10 protein-coding genes are annotated in these 16,322 nt (G+C 66.0%); 3 read left to right on the top strand and 7 right to left on the bottom strand.

The features are described 5' to 3' along the window. The first annotated feature begins 6 nt into the window (after positions 1-6). The gene (locus NQK35_RS01190) at positions 7-1,317 is read left to right on the top strand and encodes an ISL3 family transposase (protein WP_257114307.1); all 1,311 of its coding nucleotides are present in this window, start codon (positions 7-9) and stop codon (positions 1,315-1,317) included. Here the strand turns inward: NQK35_RS01190 and NQK35_RS01195 are convergent. The 5 genes from NQK35_RS01195 to cas6 form a co-directional block, all read right to left on the bottom strand. Continuing rightward, positions 1,312-3,045 (bottom strand): RAMP superfamily CRISPR-associated protein, encoded by a 1,734-nt coding sequence (locus NQK35_RS01195; RefSeq protein ID WP_257114308.1) that lies wholly within the window; start codon positions 3,043-3,045, stop codon positions 1,312-1,314. The genes NQK35_RS01190 and NQK35_RS01195 overlap by 6 nt on opposite strands. Continuing rightward, complete coding sequence (locus NQK35_RS01200; protein WP_257114309.1) at positions 3,042-5,096, bottom strand: RAMP superfamily CRISPR-associated protein; 2,055 nt, start codon at positions 5,094-5,096, stop codon at positions 3,042-3,044. Before NQK35_RS01200 ends, NQK35_RS01195 begins: the two co-directional genes overlap by 4 nt. Continuing rightward, on the bottom strand, positions 5,093-7,123 hold the full coding sequence (locus NQK35_RS01205) for a hypothetical protein (RefSeq protein WP_257114310.1): 2,031 nt from the start codon (positions 7,121-7,123) through the stop codon (positions 5,093-5,095). Before NQK35_RS01205 ends, NQK35_RS01200 begins: the two co-directional genes overlap by 4 nt. Before the next feature lie 13 nt (positions 7,124-7,136). Further along, on the bottom strand, positions 7,137-7,790 hold the full coding sequence (locus NQK35_RS01210; protein WP_257114311.1) for a hypothetical protein: 654 nt from the start codon (positions 7,788-7,790) through the stop codon (positions 7,137-7,139). 72 nt (positions 7,791-7,862) lie between these two features. Then, positions 7,863-8,666: a CRISPR system precrRNA processing endoribonuclease RAMP protein Cas6 gene (gene cas6, locus NQK35_RS01215; protein ID WP_257114312.1), complete on the bottom strand. Its 804-nt coding sequence runs from the start codon at positions 8,664-8,666 to the stop codon at positions 7,863-7,865. A gap of 460 nt (positions 8,667-9,126) precedes the next feature. Here cas6 and NQK35_RS01220 point away from each other — a divergent pair, with 460 nt between their 5' ends. Further along, positions 9,127-11,556: a S8 family serine peptidase gene (locus tag NQK35_RS01220; protein WP_257114313.1), complete on the top strand. Its 2,430-nt coding sequence runs from the start codon at positions 9,127-9,129 to the stop codon at positions 11,554-11,556. Between the two features lie 118 nt (positions 11,557-11,674). Here NQK35_RS01220 and NQK35_RS01225 read toward each other — a convergent pair whose 3' ends face one another. Beyond that, positions 11,675-13,075: a dihydrolipoyl dehydrogenase family protein gene (locus NQK35_RS01225; RefSeq protein WP_257114314.1), complete on the bottom strand. Its 1,401-nt coding sequence runs from the start codon at positions 13,073-13,075 to the stop codon at positions 11,675-11,677. 199 nt (positions 13,076-13,274) lie between these two features. Here NQK35_RS01225 and NQK35_RS01230 point away from each other — a divergent pair, with 199 nt between their 5' ends. Then, positions 13,275-13,529 carry a type II toxin-antitoxin system Phd/YefM family antitoxin gene (locus NQK35_RS01230; RefSeq protein WP_009212145.1) on the top strand — a complete coding sequence of 85 codons (255 nt, stop codon included), beginning with the start codon at positions 13,275-13,277 and terminating at the stop codon, positions 13,527-13,529. Positions 13,530-13,636: 107 nt separating this feature from the next. Here NQK35_RS01230 and hrpB read toward each other — a convergent pair whose 3' ends face one another. Next, positions 13,637-16,231 carry an ATP-dependent helicase HrpB gene (hrpB, locus tag NQK35_RS01235; protein WP_257114316.1) on the bottom strand — a complete coding sequence of 865 codons (2,595 nt, stop codon included), beginning with the start codon at positions 16,229-16,231 and terminating at the stop codon, positions 13,637-13,639. Positions 16,232-16,322 lie beyond the last annotated feature (91 nt).

The following is a 16,322-nucleotide window of genomic DNA, read 5'->3' on the forward strand; positions in this document are numbered from 1 at the left end:
CTCGACATGTCCAATGCTACCTTTGATCGCCCTGATCTGAGCGCCTTCACGGGCCTGGATGACCTAGGACTGGAAGTGATGGGTCAACGTGTAGGAGACGATCGGACCGTCTTGGCCTGCAAGGTAGTGGGTGAGGATCGGTGGTGCCGACAGTGTGGGGGTGAGGGCGTCGTACGTGACACGGTGGTCAGGCGCTTGGCTCACGTACCCTACGGGTGGCACCCCACCATGTTGCACGTGAGCGTGCGCCGCTACCGCTGCCCAGAGTGTGCTCACGTGTGGCGTCAAAACATGAGTGCAGCGGCCGACCCGCGCGCGAAGCTCTCGCGTGCAGCGGTGCGCTGGGCGCTGGTAGGCCTGGTGGTCCACCATCTGACGGTGGCGCGCGTCGCCGACGTATTGGCCGTGTCGTGGAACACTGCCAATACCGCGATCTTAGGTGAAGGCCAGCGCATACTCATCAATGATCCTGATCGTTTCGAGGGGGTGTGCGTCATTGGCGTGGATGAACACGTGTGGCGACACACCCCATACGGGGACAAATACGTCACCGTCATCTTGGACTTGACTCCTATACGAGACCGTCGTGGTCCCTCCCGGCTCCTGGATATGATTCCGGGCCGATCCAAGCGGGTCTTCAAAACCTGGCTGGCCTCCCAGCCCGATACGTGGCGCGAACGCATCGAGATCGTCGCAATGGATGGATTCACCGGCTTTAAGAGCGCCGCCGCCGAAGAGCTCCCAGACGCGAGGGCGGTCATGGACCCCTTCCACGTCGTACACCTCGCCGGTGATGCTCTCGATGAGTGCCGCAGGCGCATCCAGCAAGAACTCCACCATCGGCGCGGGCGTGCCACGGATCCCCTGTACAAGGCCCGCAGGATGTTACACACCAGATCCTGCCTGCTCACCCCACGCCAGCAACACCAGATCCTCGACCTGTTCGCCAGCGATTGCCACGTCGCACTCGAAGTCACCTGGAGCGTGTACCAGAGTATTATCGACGCCTACCGCGATCCCAACAAAATCCGCGGCAAGGCCCTGATGCAAGCCGAAATCAACACACTGACCTCCACGCGCGTACCGAGGGGCCTGACCGAGCTCATCACGCTGGGCAGAACGCTCAAACGCCGAGCCAGAGACATCTTGGCTTACTTCGATCATCCCCACACCAGCAACGGTCCTACCGAAGCCATCAACGGCCGCCTCGAACACCTACGCGGATCCGCACTCGGATTCCGAAACCTCACCCACTACATCACGCGAGCACTCCTCGAAACCGGAGGATTCAAACCCCAACTACACCCTCAATTATGAAGAGCCGGGAATCGCTGCGGTGCCCGGGTGCTCGAGCACCTGGTCGCCAAAGAGCTTCTTTGTTGGAATCTTGACATGATCGTGGGCGTGGCCGCGAATATCGAACGACGAAACGACGACTTGGCCCAGGCCTCGCGTCGAACGGCTACCCAAGGGCAGCGTGCCCGCCGCCAACTCGGCGAGCGCCAACCCAAGCAGTACGAAGGCGGCGTGAGCGTAGTCGGCATCAGTAGCCTTCGACTGCTTGCCGTTGCCCGAACCATTCTCCGCCTCGTTGGCATTGGCAGGGTTGCGTTTGGCTTCCGGGCGCTTCTCCGTCTCGATGTTCTTCAACAGGCGCCGCAGGTCAATATCGATCCGGATCGGCTCCCACGCCGTGCCCAGATAAACGGCCTCGGTGAAGAGCCCGCCGTCGATCACCCCGCCCGTCCAACGATCGATCGCGTTGTGCGTGACCTCGATGCGTGTGCCGAGCTCCGTCGACAGGCAGTCGTGGACGGTGACCGCACCCCGATACTCGGTGCAACCAAACATGTATCGCACGAGGTTCGGCTCGTTGGCGATCTGCTCGTGGACGTCATGCGAGGCAAGGGGCTCCAGGTCGCCGCGTGCAGCAAGCACTGTGCGCGCGATGCGCGAGACCCTCGATCGTAAAGCGCCGCGGATCGATGTGCCCGGGATGAGGAGCTGAGCGTTGTCCCAATCAACAGAGGGATCTCGAAGTGGTTCTGTGACCTCGGGGGCTTCAGGGTTTCCCTCTGCTCGTGCTTTCGCCTGACGCTGCTTCGTCAGCTCCTCGTCCTCTGCGACGAAAATGCCGGTCGGAGACCACCACTTGATCGTGACAAGCATGGGATTGTCGACAGGCCAGGACTCGTCTTCGTCGTCTGTCTCCTTCTGCTTACGCCCCTTGTCCTCCTCGTTTCCCGTGTCTTCTTCGAGTGGACCTTCTTCCTTGCCGACAAGGGCATCAACCACTTTGGAGAGGTTCTTTCCCTTGTCGTCCGTCGTCCTGGCGACAACCCGAAGATCGGAGCTACGGAGCCTCACGGTTCCCTGTCCGGATCCGGTGCGTCCGCCCAGCGTGACTGTGCTGGAATCCAGGATGGAGACGATCAAACCAAGGAGCTTCTTGACCGCATCGGTGGACGCCGGGCCAGGTATCCCCTTCGATTGCTCGTGGGTCATCTCCTCGTTGTCGCGGCCCTCCGCCGTGATAACCGCCGTGAACCTGGTTCCCCGGGGGAGGAACTCGTGCTCGTAGAGGGCACCCTTTGACGCGGCTCCCGTCGCCCGGTCGATTCCGACACTGTGGCGCTTTGGCAGCTCTGTATTGCAAAGGTTAGCAAAAGACACTGCCTGGAAAGTCAACGCGCTTCGTCGAATAGGTAGGACGGCATCCTGGGGTAGGCCGATCTCGCCGTGGCTCTTCCCGGTGTGGGCTGAATCGTCACCCCACAGGGACTCCCATGCCGCGTCGCTGAAGACGCCGCCCTCGTTAGCTCTCGAGTCGCCCGCAGCCTTCAGGTTCTTCCGTGTCGCATCGCATGCGGTGCGCACGGCACCCCTGATGGATCTGCCGGGGATTGTCGGCTCGCCGAGGCCGTTGCGGCAGAACCTGATGAGAGTTCCCTCCCCGTCGCGTTCGGGGACCTTGTCGACTCCGCCGATGTGCAGCTCCGATGTCAGCTCAAGATCAAGCGTGAGCTTGTAGCGTGTGAGTGTCACTTCTCCTCGCCTCCTTTTGGGTTCTTTGCGGGCACGAAGTGCTCACGCTTTGCTTTCGTGACTGTGACAGAGCCGGAGCTGAGTAGAGGATGATCGATGACGAAGCGGCCGTAGCCCTGCGCCGTCAACTCGCCGACTCCAAAGGGGGCAAGCTCTGTGAGTTTGATGTGGTTCTCGGCGCTCACGCTCACCCGCAAGACGGAGCCAGCCTGAATGGCCAGGCGAGTCGCGCGTGGGCCGTTGTCCACGGGAGACCATGAATCGATGCGACGATGGCGGATCGATGCCGCCTCTACGTCGTTGAGGACGATACCCTCGCGCTCGAACGCCCGAATGAGATCTTCGACGGTCCCGCCGGGCCCGAGTCCAGCGGATCGTGCGATCACGTCGGAGGTGAACCAAATGGTTGCACTCACTTCAGCGTCCGACTTGGCTGGTGGAACGGGCCTGGGACGCTCACCCACGTTGCCCTTGTGAAGAGTGCACCGCGCGGACCCGAAAGTACCCGTCAGCTTGCGTGACCCCAGTCGGGCTTCCAGCTCATTGTCGAGCAGGTCGTCGACCCTGCAGGCTTTCCAGAGATGAGAGGACATCCAGACGTGAGCACGCATCCTCATCCCCTCGGGCAGTGCCTCGACCAGGACCAGCTGGCCTTGGCTGGCCGCGCCCGTCTCCGAGTTGATCGCGGTCGTCTGCCGACCGCGCAAGGGTGGTTTGCCGTACCAGTCATCCGTTTGGGCGCTGGGGCCCGCATCGATCGCCGTTCGCAGGGCGAGGAAAATATACCCCCCGCGAACGGGAATCTTCCCTGTATCCGCGCGGGAAACACCATAGAGGGTAATGGTCGAGTCGGAGGTCGGCGTCTTGTCCCTCGTGAGCGTCAGGGGAACCGGGAGCCCCTCAACGCCGTCAATGACCGGCAGCGCGTCGGAGACGAGCAGGTGCCCGCCCGTCACCGCCTCGGCGAGGAGAGTTTTCTTATCGTCGGCGGCGCTTGCTGCCAACGTCCGATGCAACCACGGGAGCACCACCGTTCCGCGCAGGAAGTCCAGGGATCGGACCTCGTTGGAGAAGGGCACCTCGTAGGAGACGATGGGAGAGTCGAGCACGATGTCGAGGCTCGCCTCGTACCACGTCGTGTCGCCTGCCTCCGCACGGTCGGACGAGGGCATCGTGACGTCCAGGCGTTTGCGCTCCTGCGACTCACATGGCAGTTGAGGGACCTCCGACAGCTGTCCTCGAACGAGCTCTCGCAGGGCCTTGGCGACTGCCTTGACGTCCGCCGTCGTGTACGTGAACTTCTGCGAGGAATCGTCGCCCTCGCACGCAACACTCTCCTTGATCCTCGCGAGAGCTTTAGTAGCTTCGCCATCAAGCTGGCCATCCGCCAAATTGTCTCTATCGACGACCGCGACCGTGCACTCGCCGTCGCCTCCGCTGCGTCCCGAGCCGATACCTCGGACCATGAGGCCCGCGACGCCCAGGAGGAAGTGGGCTGCGTTGATTGCCTTGTCGTCGCCGAGAGGTGCGCTCGCCTCGTCGATGAGTTGGAAGGTTCCAGTGAGGACCCCCGGCGCGGCCCGCTCCGTGAAACGCAGCATCTGGTCGCGTGCGGTCCCCGTGTCGGGGTCGATGGACAGGGACACGGTGTCGTGGACGGGCACGTGTGCGATGGGCGAGGCATCCGTGAAAATCACGTGGCGGGGTCGGGGGCGTTCCCTTGGGGAAAGGTCGGGGCGTTGGCCGAACAGCCACTCGGCGAAGCGCTCCCACGGCCCCTTGGTGTCGTGGGCAGCATCGGGAGCACCGGGTGTGCCGGACGTTCGTGCCGCGCTGTCGAGCGCGCGGGCGGCGATGGAGGCCTGCTCGCGCAGAACACCCGTGATGACGGTGCCGCGCACGACCGGCTGCCCCTCGCTGCCGCGCTCAAGTTTTGAGTGCGTGCGGCCCGCCTGGCCCACCCCCGTGGACACGCCCCAGTCGGAGGTGAACACGATGGTGACATGACCGCTTGCGGGGGTGATGCTATTCGTCGTAGTTTCAGCGCTCACTTGGCACCTCCTGCGGTGGTTGCGCCTGACGCTTCGTCGCAAGCTATCTGGCCGTTGGCGTCTCGGGCTATTCGGCAAGCGATATACCCGTCAGGCAAGTTCTCGGACAGGTCGATCAGGTCCAGGAGCCACTTGATCTGCTTGAGGGATTCGCCAGCCTCATCGGAGCTCGACGAGTGCGGTGGGAGAAGCTTCAACTGTTGGGCAAGGAGTCCAGCACTGGGGGCATTCTGTAGCGCGTCGCCCCACTCTGTTGCGGCCTGCTCTTCCTTGCCTTCCGCGAGCAGCTTGACGATGCGGTTCGCGCGGGCGCGCGGGAACGGATCGCCGAGCGCCTTGTCGGGGGAATCCGGGTCCTTACCATCGAAGGCGGCGACCGCTTGGAGGATTTGTCGCCACTGGTCCAGTGATTGTGGCGCTCCGTCGGAAGCCGAGGCCGTGGTTGCCGTCCCGATCCGTCCAGGCGCATAGTGGCCGACGAGGAAGGGGCGCTGCGTGCGGCCCTCGTACTCGTCCAGCGTGTCCTGCGGGTCGAGGACCGTCGTGTCGCGCAGCACGTGGAAGTCGATCGTCGAACAGGGGGATGCCCCCGGCTTCTTGCCGAGCTTCTTCCCGCGCGACACCAGGCCCTCCGCCAGGTCGTAGGCGATGTGGAACGGGAAGTTACGGCCGACGATGGCCACGCCCGCCGAGGCCGTGAGGGGACCAGGTTCTTGAACGATGTAGCCTTCAAGCCTGAAGCAGTCCCGCTCAGGTGCATCGGCCTTTTTCCCGCCTGCAACGATGGCGAGAACCGACAAGAGACTATCGTCCTTCGTGAGCTCCTCGTAATGGCGAATATAGGCCTCAGCGAAGGGAATCGCATAGCGCCCGTCCGTGTAGACCGTGACGTCATCGCCGCCCACGATGACCGGAACGACGGGAACGAGATCAACATCGTCCTTCTTTGCAAGGTACTCAACGTGAGCCCACGAGCGGGTAACCGCTTCTTTGACGACCCTGTCAAGACGGTAGTTCACCTCCATGATGAACCATTGAAACGGGTCCTTGTCGCGTTCACAAGGGTTTGGTTTGCACTCATCTGCAGTGGATTCAAAGGAACCGATGTGTGTCTTAACTGTCTCGTATGCCGTGCCGAGGTCACGCATGATCGCACCCACGCCATTGCCGTCGATGTGGATGACTCCGACGGATGCTAACTCAGGAACCTCCTTTGCGGCGTCATCCTCATCGGGCGTTTGCTGAAACGCCTTCTCCAGCTGAAATGGGTCCTCGTTCAGTTTCTTGATTCGCTCTGTGAGTTCCTCCTCACTCAGATTTGAATCCTGGCGCTTGATGACCTCCCTGAGCTGTAAGCGGCGCGCCGAACGCGACCATGCGCGCTTGACACGCGAGGGGAGCGACAGAGATCGATCTTTGTCTTTTTCGGTTTGAGTTGGGATCTGCCCTTTGTCGTCCGAAAGAATCGGAACCTTGAGTGAGCGACTCGCGTATTCGTGGATCCTGTCGAGTTCCTCATCCGAGAGTGCTGCTGAGGCGGGGAACGCCGACTCGTCCGCCCTCTTCAGGAACGGGAACTGCGGGAAACGTGCCGCCGCCGGGCGGCGGTTCAGCGAGTACGCGCTGAACTCGCGATCGAGCCTGTCCAGGTCGGTGGCCACGACCCGCTCCTGGTCCGTGGGGATGAACACCCCCGTCACGTCGAGGCCAGGGGCGTCGGCCAGCGCCCGGAGCGTCACCTCCCTGATCAGGGTCCGCGCAAGGGCTTCGGGGACGCCGTCGTCCTGTGTGAATCGGACGATCACCTTACCCGAGGAATCCGAGACCCAGAAGGAGGAGGGGAGAACCTTCTTTCCCTTCTCGTCGGTCGTGATGGAGGGAACCTTCAGGTCGAAAGCGGCCTCCTGGACCCACTGGGACAGCAGGGTGATCTCGAAGGAGGCTCCGATCTGCTCGCGTAGGCGAGGCGAGGAGAAGATGAACGGCTGATTGCTGTTCGTCTGCAGCATGACGAGAACGTTAGACATGACGCGTTTCTTCCTAATCGCGGTTCCGCAGAGGCAATGTTGTAAGCAGTGAGAAGATGTCCGTTATCATCCTTCCAATTTGGTTGACAACAACGGTGAAGGGGCGTCGGAACGGATCTTTTTGCATATCTGTGTGTAACGAACCAGGAGGACAGAGGACGATTAGACCGACTATGTCAACTTTGGAGTCAAGAGCGATTTTCGTGTCGTTGCTGTTTCCGATTGATGTCAGTGTGTCTGCTAGTAAGGCAGTCTGCGTATCATTTAGTATGCGTTTCTTGCCGTTGTCGACCGTCTCTAGAAAAATGTCACTGAAGCAGAGAATGATCAGATCGTAGTCCGTACATGTATAGTCGGCATGGGTTTCCGCGTTGGTTATGTTCCTCTTGTCGAAGAGTCCTGAGTGCTCTATCTGAGCATAAACGTTGTTGCGCTCTAATGTATCGCCGACGAGTAGGATTTTCTTATCTTTGAGCCCACGGTCAATACGGCCCTTTAGTCGCAATAGGCCCTTACCAATTGATTCAACAATGAAGAATGTTGGAATGAGTGCGAGTAGTGAGTATGACAGTTGAAATAAGAACTGATTTGCGAAATCTTCCGCAGACTGAGTGATGCAGAGTCCGAACACGGCGCTGATGATAGCAATTATGGCTATCCCGCTCACAATGAGTATCCGACGTTGGTGGCGTGAGAACCATTGGTGTATTCTTTGCATGTCTGTTGTTTGCTCCTGATCTTACGCCGCGACCGCGTCTATGACGCCCATGCCGTAGCTGGTGTGTGAGCCGACGTTCGTGTAGGCCGAGAGGGCCATGAGGCGCGAGAAGACGCGGGTGGCCTCGGCTCCCTCGACGCCGCTGATGCGCAGGCGACCCTCGTGGGCCGGGATCCTGCGGGAGGACAGGCGCCCCTGCTCGGCGCCGCGTGGCATTCCCAGGGCGACCATCGAACTGCGCGTAAAGTCCTGCGTCGCCAGCACGCTCGCCATCTCGTCCCGGTCGATCCGTGGGGGAGCGAGCCGTCTGTTCCACGCCCACCACCGCTGCTGCAGGCTCGTCGCAATCGTGGCCGGAGTCAGGCCCGGCACGTGCTGACCCCTCGACGAAAACGTCGTCGGCGTCACCAGTCGCACCTCCCACGCCGTGTCCTCGTCGCGCTCGGCCAGCTCCTCCCACGAGGCCTGGGCCACGATCTGCCCATCCAACGCGATCAGCGTCGCGTCTTGCGGCGTTCCCGCCCCAATCCGCATGACGCCGCCCCACGACAACCACGCGTCCAGCGTGTCGAGAAGGCGATCGTCCAACAGACGCACCTCCACCCCAAACGTCGACTCGGAGCAGCTCAGCTCACCCAGCGAATAGGGCTTCGGCACCCCGGCCCCGTGCACCGGGCGGCATGCCAGGTTCGCGAAGCGCGCCGCGCGCCCGGGACTCACCCCCGGCGGCAGGTCCAGCACGGACGCCAGGGCGGCATGCAGGCGGCGCGGCGTCGCGGGCACCCCATCCGGCGCGTCGAAGCTCAGGAAAATGGATGATGGCATCGATGCCTCCCACCACTGGCGTGTGACTGACGTTACTGACCGTAGCACACATGATTCGTTGTTTCATCCGCAAATGTCAAGCTCTGCATCCGGTGTGACGAAGGGAGGAATGCCCATGGTTGCAACGTTGGATAGCGTGACTGCTCTCAGTGACTTTTCAGTTTTGAATTAGTGTCTAATGATCTGGTCGGTAGGTTCCGGCACCCGGCGCCACCGCCAGCGAAGCCCCGCCATGACAGCGTTTCGACCGACGCTGTCGGGGTGCCCCGCGAGTTCGCGTCGCCGTGGCGCCGCCTGGCCGCGGTTGACGGTCAAGCATTTCCGACCCGCGGGTCAAGATTTCTTAAAATGTGAAACCCTCTGGCAGGTTTGTCGCAATCCTTGACACGATAGGCAGACGGCGCACTGTGCGGATCGGCCCAACGGCGCGCCCCTATCAGTACAGAAACGAGGATTGATAATGCATCAACGCTCATGGAAGACCCTCATTGCAGGGGGAGCTGCCCTCGCGGCAGGCCTGACGATGACCGCGCTCGGCGCCCCCGCCCATGCGGCCGGCGTCCCCGGCATCACCTCCGAGGCGCGCGCCCGCGACGAGGTCATGAACTACGCGGTCAACCTGCCCGCCGACGCCTCGCGCTACACCTTCAACGCGGCCGTCTCCAAGGCCTCGGAAAACGGCGTGGTCCTGGCCCAGTACCCCGAATTCAACGCCTTCTTCGTCCAATCCGTGAAGGCATCCTTCGCCCCCGACCTCGGCAAGAGCCTGGTCGACGCCGGCATCTCCTACCACTCCATCGGCCCCACCCGATACAAGACCGTCACCGGCGACGAGGTCCGCACCGAACAGCCGCAGAACACCCCCGCTGAGGTCGCAGCCGTCTCCGAGGCCGCCAGCACTCGCACGACCGGCCTCTCCGCCGACTCCCAGCTCGCCGACTTCACTCCCGACGAGGGCGACGCCAACGCCTGGGGCCTGACCGCCATCGGCTCCATCGAGGCCCAGCAGGTCGACGTGCCCCGCGAGAAGGTCACCGTCGCCGTCATGGACACCGGCCTCGACCCCGACCACAAGGACCTCAAGGACCGCATCGACGCGTCCCTGTCGGTGGGCTGCCAGGTCAACGGCATCCCCAACCAGGACCCCTCGGCCTGGAAGGATGACCACTACCACGGCACCCACGTCGCCGGAACCATCGCCGCCTCCCACAACGCCTACGGCGTGGACGGCGTCGCACCCGACGCCACCCTGGTCGGCATCAAGGTCTCCAACCTCGCCGGCTCCTTCTACCCCGAGTACGTGGCCTGCGGCTTCGACTGGGCGGCCGATCACGGCATCGACGTCACCAACTCCAGCTACTACATGGACCCCTACGCCTTCTGGATGCCCAGCGAGGGCTCCCAGGCCGCGGGACTCGAGGCCGCCTCGCGCGCCATCCGCTACGCGAAGAACCACGGCGTAGTGAACGTCGCCGCCGAAGGTAACGACAACGACGACCACGACAACCCGACCATCGACGCGGCATCCCCCAACGACGTTGAGGGAGCCGCCCACGAGCGCGACGTCCACGGTGGCATCGACGTTCCCGCCATGCTCAACGACTCGGTCGTCTCCGTCGCCGCCCTCGCACTGCCCACCGGCACCAACCCGGCGACCGACCCCCTGGAGCGCTCCAACTTCTCCAACTACGGCAAGAACTCCGTCGACGTGGCCGCCCCGGGCTCGCGCATCTGGTCGACCATTCCCACGTGGAAGAGGGAACCCCCCTTCGCCTACCTGTCGGGAACCTCGATGGCCTCCCCGCATGCCGCCGGTGTCGCCGCGCTGATCAAGGAGATCCACCCGGACTACACGGCCGACGAAACCATCGACCTGCTCAAGAAGCAGGCCGGCTACACCTACGACCGCCTCGCCGCCCCCACGGACGGCAAGGAATACCGCGGTGCGGGCCTCGTGAACGCGCTGGCAGCCGTCCTCAAGGACCAGCCCAAGCCGACCCTCGGAGCGATTGAGTACTCGCGCGACGGCGCCACCGACTGGAAGCCCCTGGCCGACGCGCGCGTGTCCGGCACCATCTACGTGCGTGCCACCGTCACCGGACCCGTCACCAACGTGACCCTCGACGTGGCCGGCCTGGCCACCGCGCAGGGCAGCGCCGACGGCTCCTTCAACGGCGCCGTCACCGTCGCGACCGGCCCCGTCAACGTCTCCTCCCTGGCCGGGGCCTCCGCCCAGGAGAGTGCCACCCTCACCGCCGAAGGCCGCAACAAGGATCCGCGCGCCGACGACGACGTCACCTCACCCGTCCACTTCCACGTTGACGAGTACGTGCGCGAGGGCGGCGCCTGGTCCAACGGAGCCAACGGCTGGAGCTACTGCTACGCCGACGGCTACTGCGAGCACAGCGGCCACGCCACCATCGGCGACGCCGACTACTACTTCAACGAGGCCGGCATCATGGTCACCGGTTGGGTCCACTACGACGGAGCCTGGCACTGGATGAGCGCCTCCGGCCGCGCCGGAAGCGGCTGGCTCAACGACCGCGGCACCTGGTACTACCTCAACGCCGGCGGCGTCATGGCCACCGGCTGGGTCAACGACGGCACCGCCCGCTACTACCTGGACGACTCCGGCCACATCGTGACCGGATGGGTCAAGGACGGCGGCACCTGGTACTACCTGAAGGCCAACGGCCAGGCCGCCACTGGCTGGACCTACGTCGGCGGCTGGTACCACCTGGGCGCCGACGGTGCGATGACCACCGGCTGGTTCAAGGACGGGGACACCTGGTACTACCTGGACACCGCGTCCGGGAAGATGGCCACCGGATGGGTCCGCATCAACGGATCCTGGTTCCACTTCAGCTCCTCGGGCGCGTGGCTTGGCTGATCGCCCCACACGTCGCCGCCCCCGCGCACCAAGCGCGGGGGCGGCCCCGTCAAGGCGGGTGGGTCCGAACGAACGTTCGGACCCACCCGCCCCTCTATGCCCGTAACTCCCGCAGGTCTCAGCCCAGTGAATCGAAGAGAACCTGCAGGCCCTCCGCCATCGTCGGGTGCGCAACCGGGAGGAAACGCAGCTGCTCGTAGGTGAGGTGCCCGGCCATCGCCACCTGAACCGCGGTGATCACCTCGGACACGTTCGGGCCGATCAACGTCGCGCCCAGGATCTCGTGGGTGCGCGCATCCACGACGGCCTTCCAGAAACCATCGCCCGCGTAGCGCAGCGTCTTCGCCCGCGGGATCGCCGCCGTGGGAACACGCGCCACCAGCACGTCCAGGCCGCGCTCGCGCGCCTCCTCCTCGTTCAAGCCGATGCGCGCCAGCTCCGGGGAAGCAAACACCGCGTAGGGGATCGTGCGCCCGGCCGTGGACGTGGCCGGATCATCCTCGGCGGCACCCGTCAGCTGGAGGCGAATAATGCGGAAGTCCGACCACGAGGCGTGGGTGAACATCGGCGTGCCGGCGCAGTCGCCGGCCGCCCACACGTTCGCGGCGCTCGTGCGCAGGTGCTCATCGACCGCGACGAAACCGCGCTCATCCAGGGCGACCCCGGCCTCGTCCAGGCCGATGCCATCAGTGTTGGGCACGCGACCGGCCGCCACCAGGACCGCCTCGGCGGCGACCGAGGAGCCATCCGAAAGCACCAGGGTCGTCTCGTTGCCGGAGCGAGACGCCGACTGCGCGCGCACTCCGCGCACGATCCGCACGCCCGCCGCCTCCAGGCCTGCCTCGACGACGTGGGCCGCGTCCTCCTCCTCGCGCGGCAGCACGTGCTCTCCCGAGGAAATGAGAGTGACATCCACGCCGAAGGTCGCCATCATCGACGCAAACTCCACGCCGATGTAGCTGGCCCCGATGATCGCCAGGGAAGAAGGCAGCTCCTCCAGGCGCAGGATCTCCTCGTTCGTCCACGCGCCCGACTCCCACAGGCCCGGGATCGCGGGGCGGGCCGGGCGAGACCCGAGGTTGATGAGGACGCGCTCGCCGCGGATCGTCCGCTCTCCGCCGTCTTCCAGGGCGACGCTCACCGTGCGCTCGCCCACGAAACGGGCCTCTCCGCGCACAAAATCCAGGCCGGGGGCAGCGAACATCTTCTCGTGGGCGCCCACCATCGCCCCCACGATTCCCTCCTTGTGGGCGCGCAGCTTCCCCAGGTCAACGCGAGCACCGTCCGTGCCCACGACGCCGAAGGCCTCGTCGCTGCGAGCATCCGCGAGGCGCCGCGCCGAGTTCACCAGCGCCTTCGTCGGAATGCAGGCGACGTTGATGCAGGTGCCGCCCACGAAGCGACGCTCCACCATCGCCACGCGCCAGCCCGCCTTCGCGCGCTCCATCGCCAGCGACTTGCCGGCCTTGCCGCCTCCGACGACCAGCAGGTCGACGTCTTCGATCGGATTCGTGGACATGTTGCTCCTTACGTTCGGAAAAGTCTCTTTCCTCAACGCGCGCGGTGCCGAGCTATTCCACCAGGCGAACACTCGGCGCGTGGTGATTGTCACTGCCACGGGTTCGTGTGACGCTCGTTTAGCCGGTGTATCGGTGCCATGTGTCATATGGTGACCGCGCGGCTGGTTTCAAGGCCCCCCGGCGTGCTTAGATAGTCCCATGAGGGCTCTAGATATTGGTGATTTCAAGCAGGATGTGGGGGCCGCGCTCGCGCGGGCCTCATCCGGGGAAGTCGTCACGCTCACGCAGGAGGGCCAGCCCGTCGCCGAGCTCGGCCCCGTGCGCATGTCGACCTACGCGCAGCTGCGCGAACTGGGCCTCGAGCGCCCCGCAATCGCGGACCTCGACGCCTACCAGATGCCGTCCAAGAACCTGCCCGACGGGCGTGGAGTGGTCGGCAAGATCAGCGAATGACCGCGCCGCGGGCGCCTCTCCGCGCCCGCGAGTTCGCGCGGTGCGAGGCGCCGTCCGCCCGCGCTATACCAGCCCTCCCGCGTCGCGCGGGAGGGTTTTGGCGCGCGCTAGCGCCTCCTCTTGGCCCTATTCGTCGGCTCGGCGCTGAGCGGATCCTCCGGCCACGGGTGCTTGGGATAGCGGCCGCGCAGCTGGGCGCGTACCTCCCGATACGGCCCCGCCCAAAAGGACGTGAGGTCCGAGGTTACCGCCGCCGGGCGCCCCGCCGGATCCGTCAAGTGCAGCACCAGGGGAACGCGCCCGTCCAAGAGCCGGGGCGTGTCCCTCCACCCGAAGGCCTGCTGGACGCGCAGGGTGAGCACCGGGTGTGCTCCGGCCCAATCCACCGGCCGGGTGCCCCCGGCGGGAATCTCGAGCCTCTCGGGAGCCAACTCATCCAGGCGCGCCGCCTCGGGCCACGGCAGCAGGGAACGCAGCACCTCGAGCATCGACACCGACGACAGGGGCGCTCCCTCGGCCAGGCGCCGCCCCCACGGGGCCAGCCAGGCCCCCGCACTCGAGGCCAGGGCCGCCTCGGACACGTCCGGCCACGGATCCCCCAGAGCGGCGCGCACCGCCGCCATCCTCTCGCGCAGCGACGAGGCTTCCTTCCCCCAGCCCAGCTCGCCCAGCCCGCGCGTCGCCAGATGCTCGGCCGCCAGCGCGGTAGCCTCCTCGGCGCCGAGGGACGCGGGGGAGGAGGACAGCGGGATCGCCCCCAGGGAACGCGTGCGCGTGGCCCGCAGTGCCCCGCGCTCGACCGACGCCCGCGTGTCCTCGTGCCTCAGCGCCGCCCCCGCCGCCAGCGCGTCCTCCTCCGATAGGGCAACGGCGGCCAGGATGCGCGCGTGGCGGGACGTTGGCGCCCGATCGATCGACGCGACGGCCAGCCACTCCTGCCCCTCGAGAGGGGAGGAACCCGGAAGCTCAGCCCCCACCCCGCCCGCCAGCACGTAGGCGGCCGAACCCGGGCGCTTGCGCGCGATCCACTGCGGATTCGCCAGCGCGCACGTGAGCGCCAGCTCGTCCTCGCGGGTCCGAGGCATGCCCCGCCGCTCGGGGAAGCCCGCCGCGGCCTCGCTCTCCCACGCCTCGACGCCCGGCAGGCGCGAGGCCAGGCGCCGCAGCCGAGCCTCCGTCTCCCTCACGCGCGCCGCCAGGGGCTCGCCCGCCTCACCCCCGCGGTCCAGGCGGCGCTCGAAGCCCCCCAGGTCCGCGCCCGGGGCACGCACATCCTCGGCCAGCACGGCCACGAAACGCGCCGCCTTCGACGCACCCAGTGCACCGCTGGCCACCAGGAGCGCCCTGCCGAGCGGCGGATCCAGGGGCAGGGACGCCAGCGTGCGCCCCAAAGCGGTCGGGACCCCGGCCTCGTCGATCGCCCCGAGGGAGGTCAGACGGGAGCGGGCGGCCTCCCACGTCCCCGACGGTGGAGCGTCCACCAGGGCGAGCTCCTCCACCGGAGTGCCCCACGAGGCCACCTGCAGGCGCGCGTCCGTCAGGTCCTGCGTGGCGATGCCCGGAGCCGACTGGGTGGGCCTGCGCGCCACGTCCACCGGGTCCATGACCCGCACCGCCACCCCGGGACCCGTGCGCGCCGCACGCCCCGCCCTCTGCTCCAGTCGGGCCAGCGACGCCGGCACCGTCACCAGGGAAGACAGGGATCGCCCCGCGTCGAAACGCGGCTCGCGCGCCAGGCCGGAATCCACCACGACGGACACGCCCGGGACCGTCAGGGATGACTCCGCGATCGACGTGGAGAGGATGACGCGGCGTCCCGAGGCGGGGGACAGGGCGCGGTCCTGCTCGGCGGCGCTCAGCTGTCCGTGCAGGGCGAGAATCGGGACGCCGGGCAGGCTCAGGCCCCGGCGCACGGCCTCGATCTCTCCGACGCCCGGCAGGAACGCCAGGAGGGACCCGGACGTGGCAGCCACCGTGTCCTCGATCACGCGCACCACGTGCGCCAGGTACTCCCGGCGCACCCCCACGCGCTCCGACCCCAGCGCGCCCACGGCCTCCACGCCGCGCGGGGCCGGGGCGTAACGCACCTGGAGGGGGTGGATCTCCCCCGGGATGTCGACGGTCGCCGGATCGGTGCCCGTGGCGTCGCGCAGCAGGGCGGTGGCGGAGGAGGCCTCCAACGTGGCCGAGGTCAGGGCGATGAACAGGTCCTCGCGCAGGGCCGCGCGCGCGTCCAACGCGAACGCCAACGCCAGGTCCGTGTCCAGGTCGCGCTCGTGAAACTCGTCGACGACGAGGGCCGCCACGCCCGGAAGCTCCGGGTCCCGCTGAAGGCGTCGCAGGGCCACGCCCGGGGTCACCATCTCCACCCGGGTCGCCTCGCTCACCCGCGAGTCCCCGCGCACCGAGTAGCCGACCTGGCCGCCCACCTCCTCACCGAGGAGACGGGCGATCCTGCGGGCCGCCGCCCGCGCGGCGACGCGCCTCGGCTGGGTCACCAGGATCCTTGATGGCCCCTGTCCGCCACCGCGCCCTGCCAGGGCAACCGCGACGGCCACAGGCAGCATCGTCGTCTTTCCCGTGCCTGGGGGAGCCGTGACGAGCGCGCATCCGCCCGGACGCGCCGCTTGCGCGATGTCGCCCAGCGCGCGCGTCACCGGCAGGTCGGGCGGGCTGGCGAGAAGATCCTCCAGGGTAGGCATGCCCTCATTGTGCGTTGCGGCGCCTCCCGGCCGCATCCGCTCGCCCCGCCTCGCGAGCGTATGCGGCCGGGGTCACTGCGCCGGGCGGCCC

Source organism: Schaalia odontolytica (assembly GCF_024584435.1).
In the GTDB taxonomy this organism is placed as follows: Bacteria; Actinomycetota; Actinomycetes; order Actinomycetales; family Actinomycetaceae; genus Pauljensenia.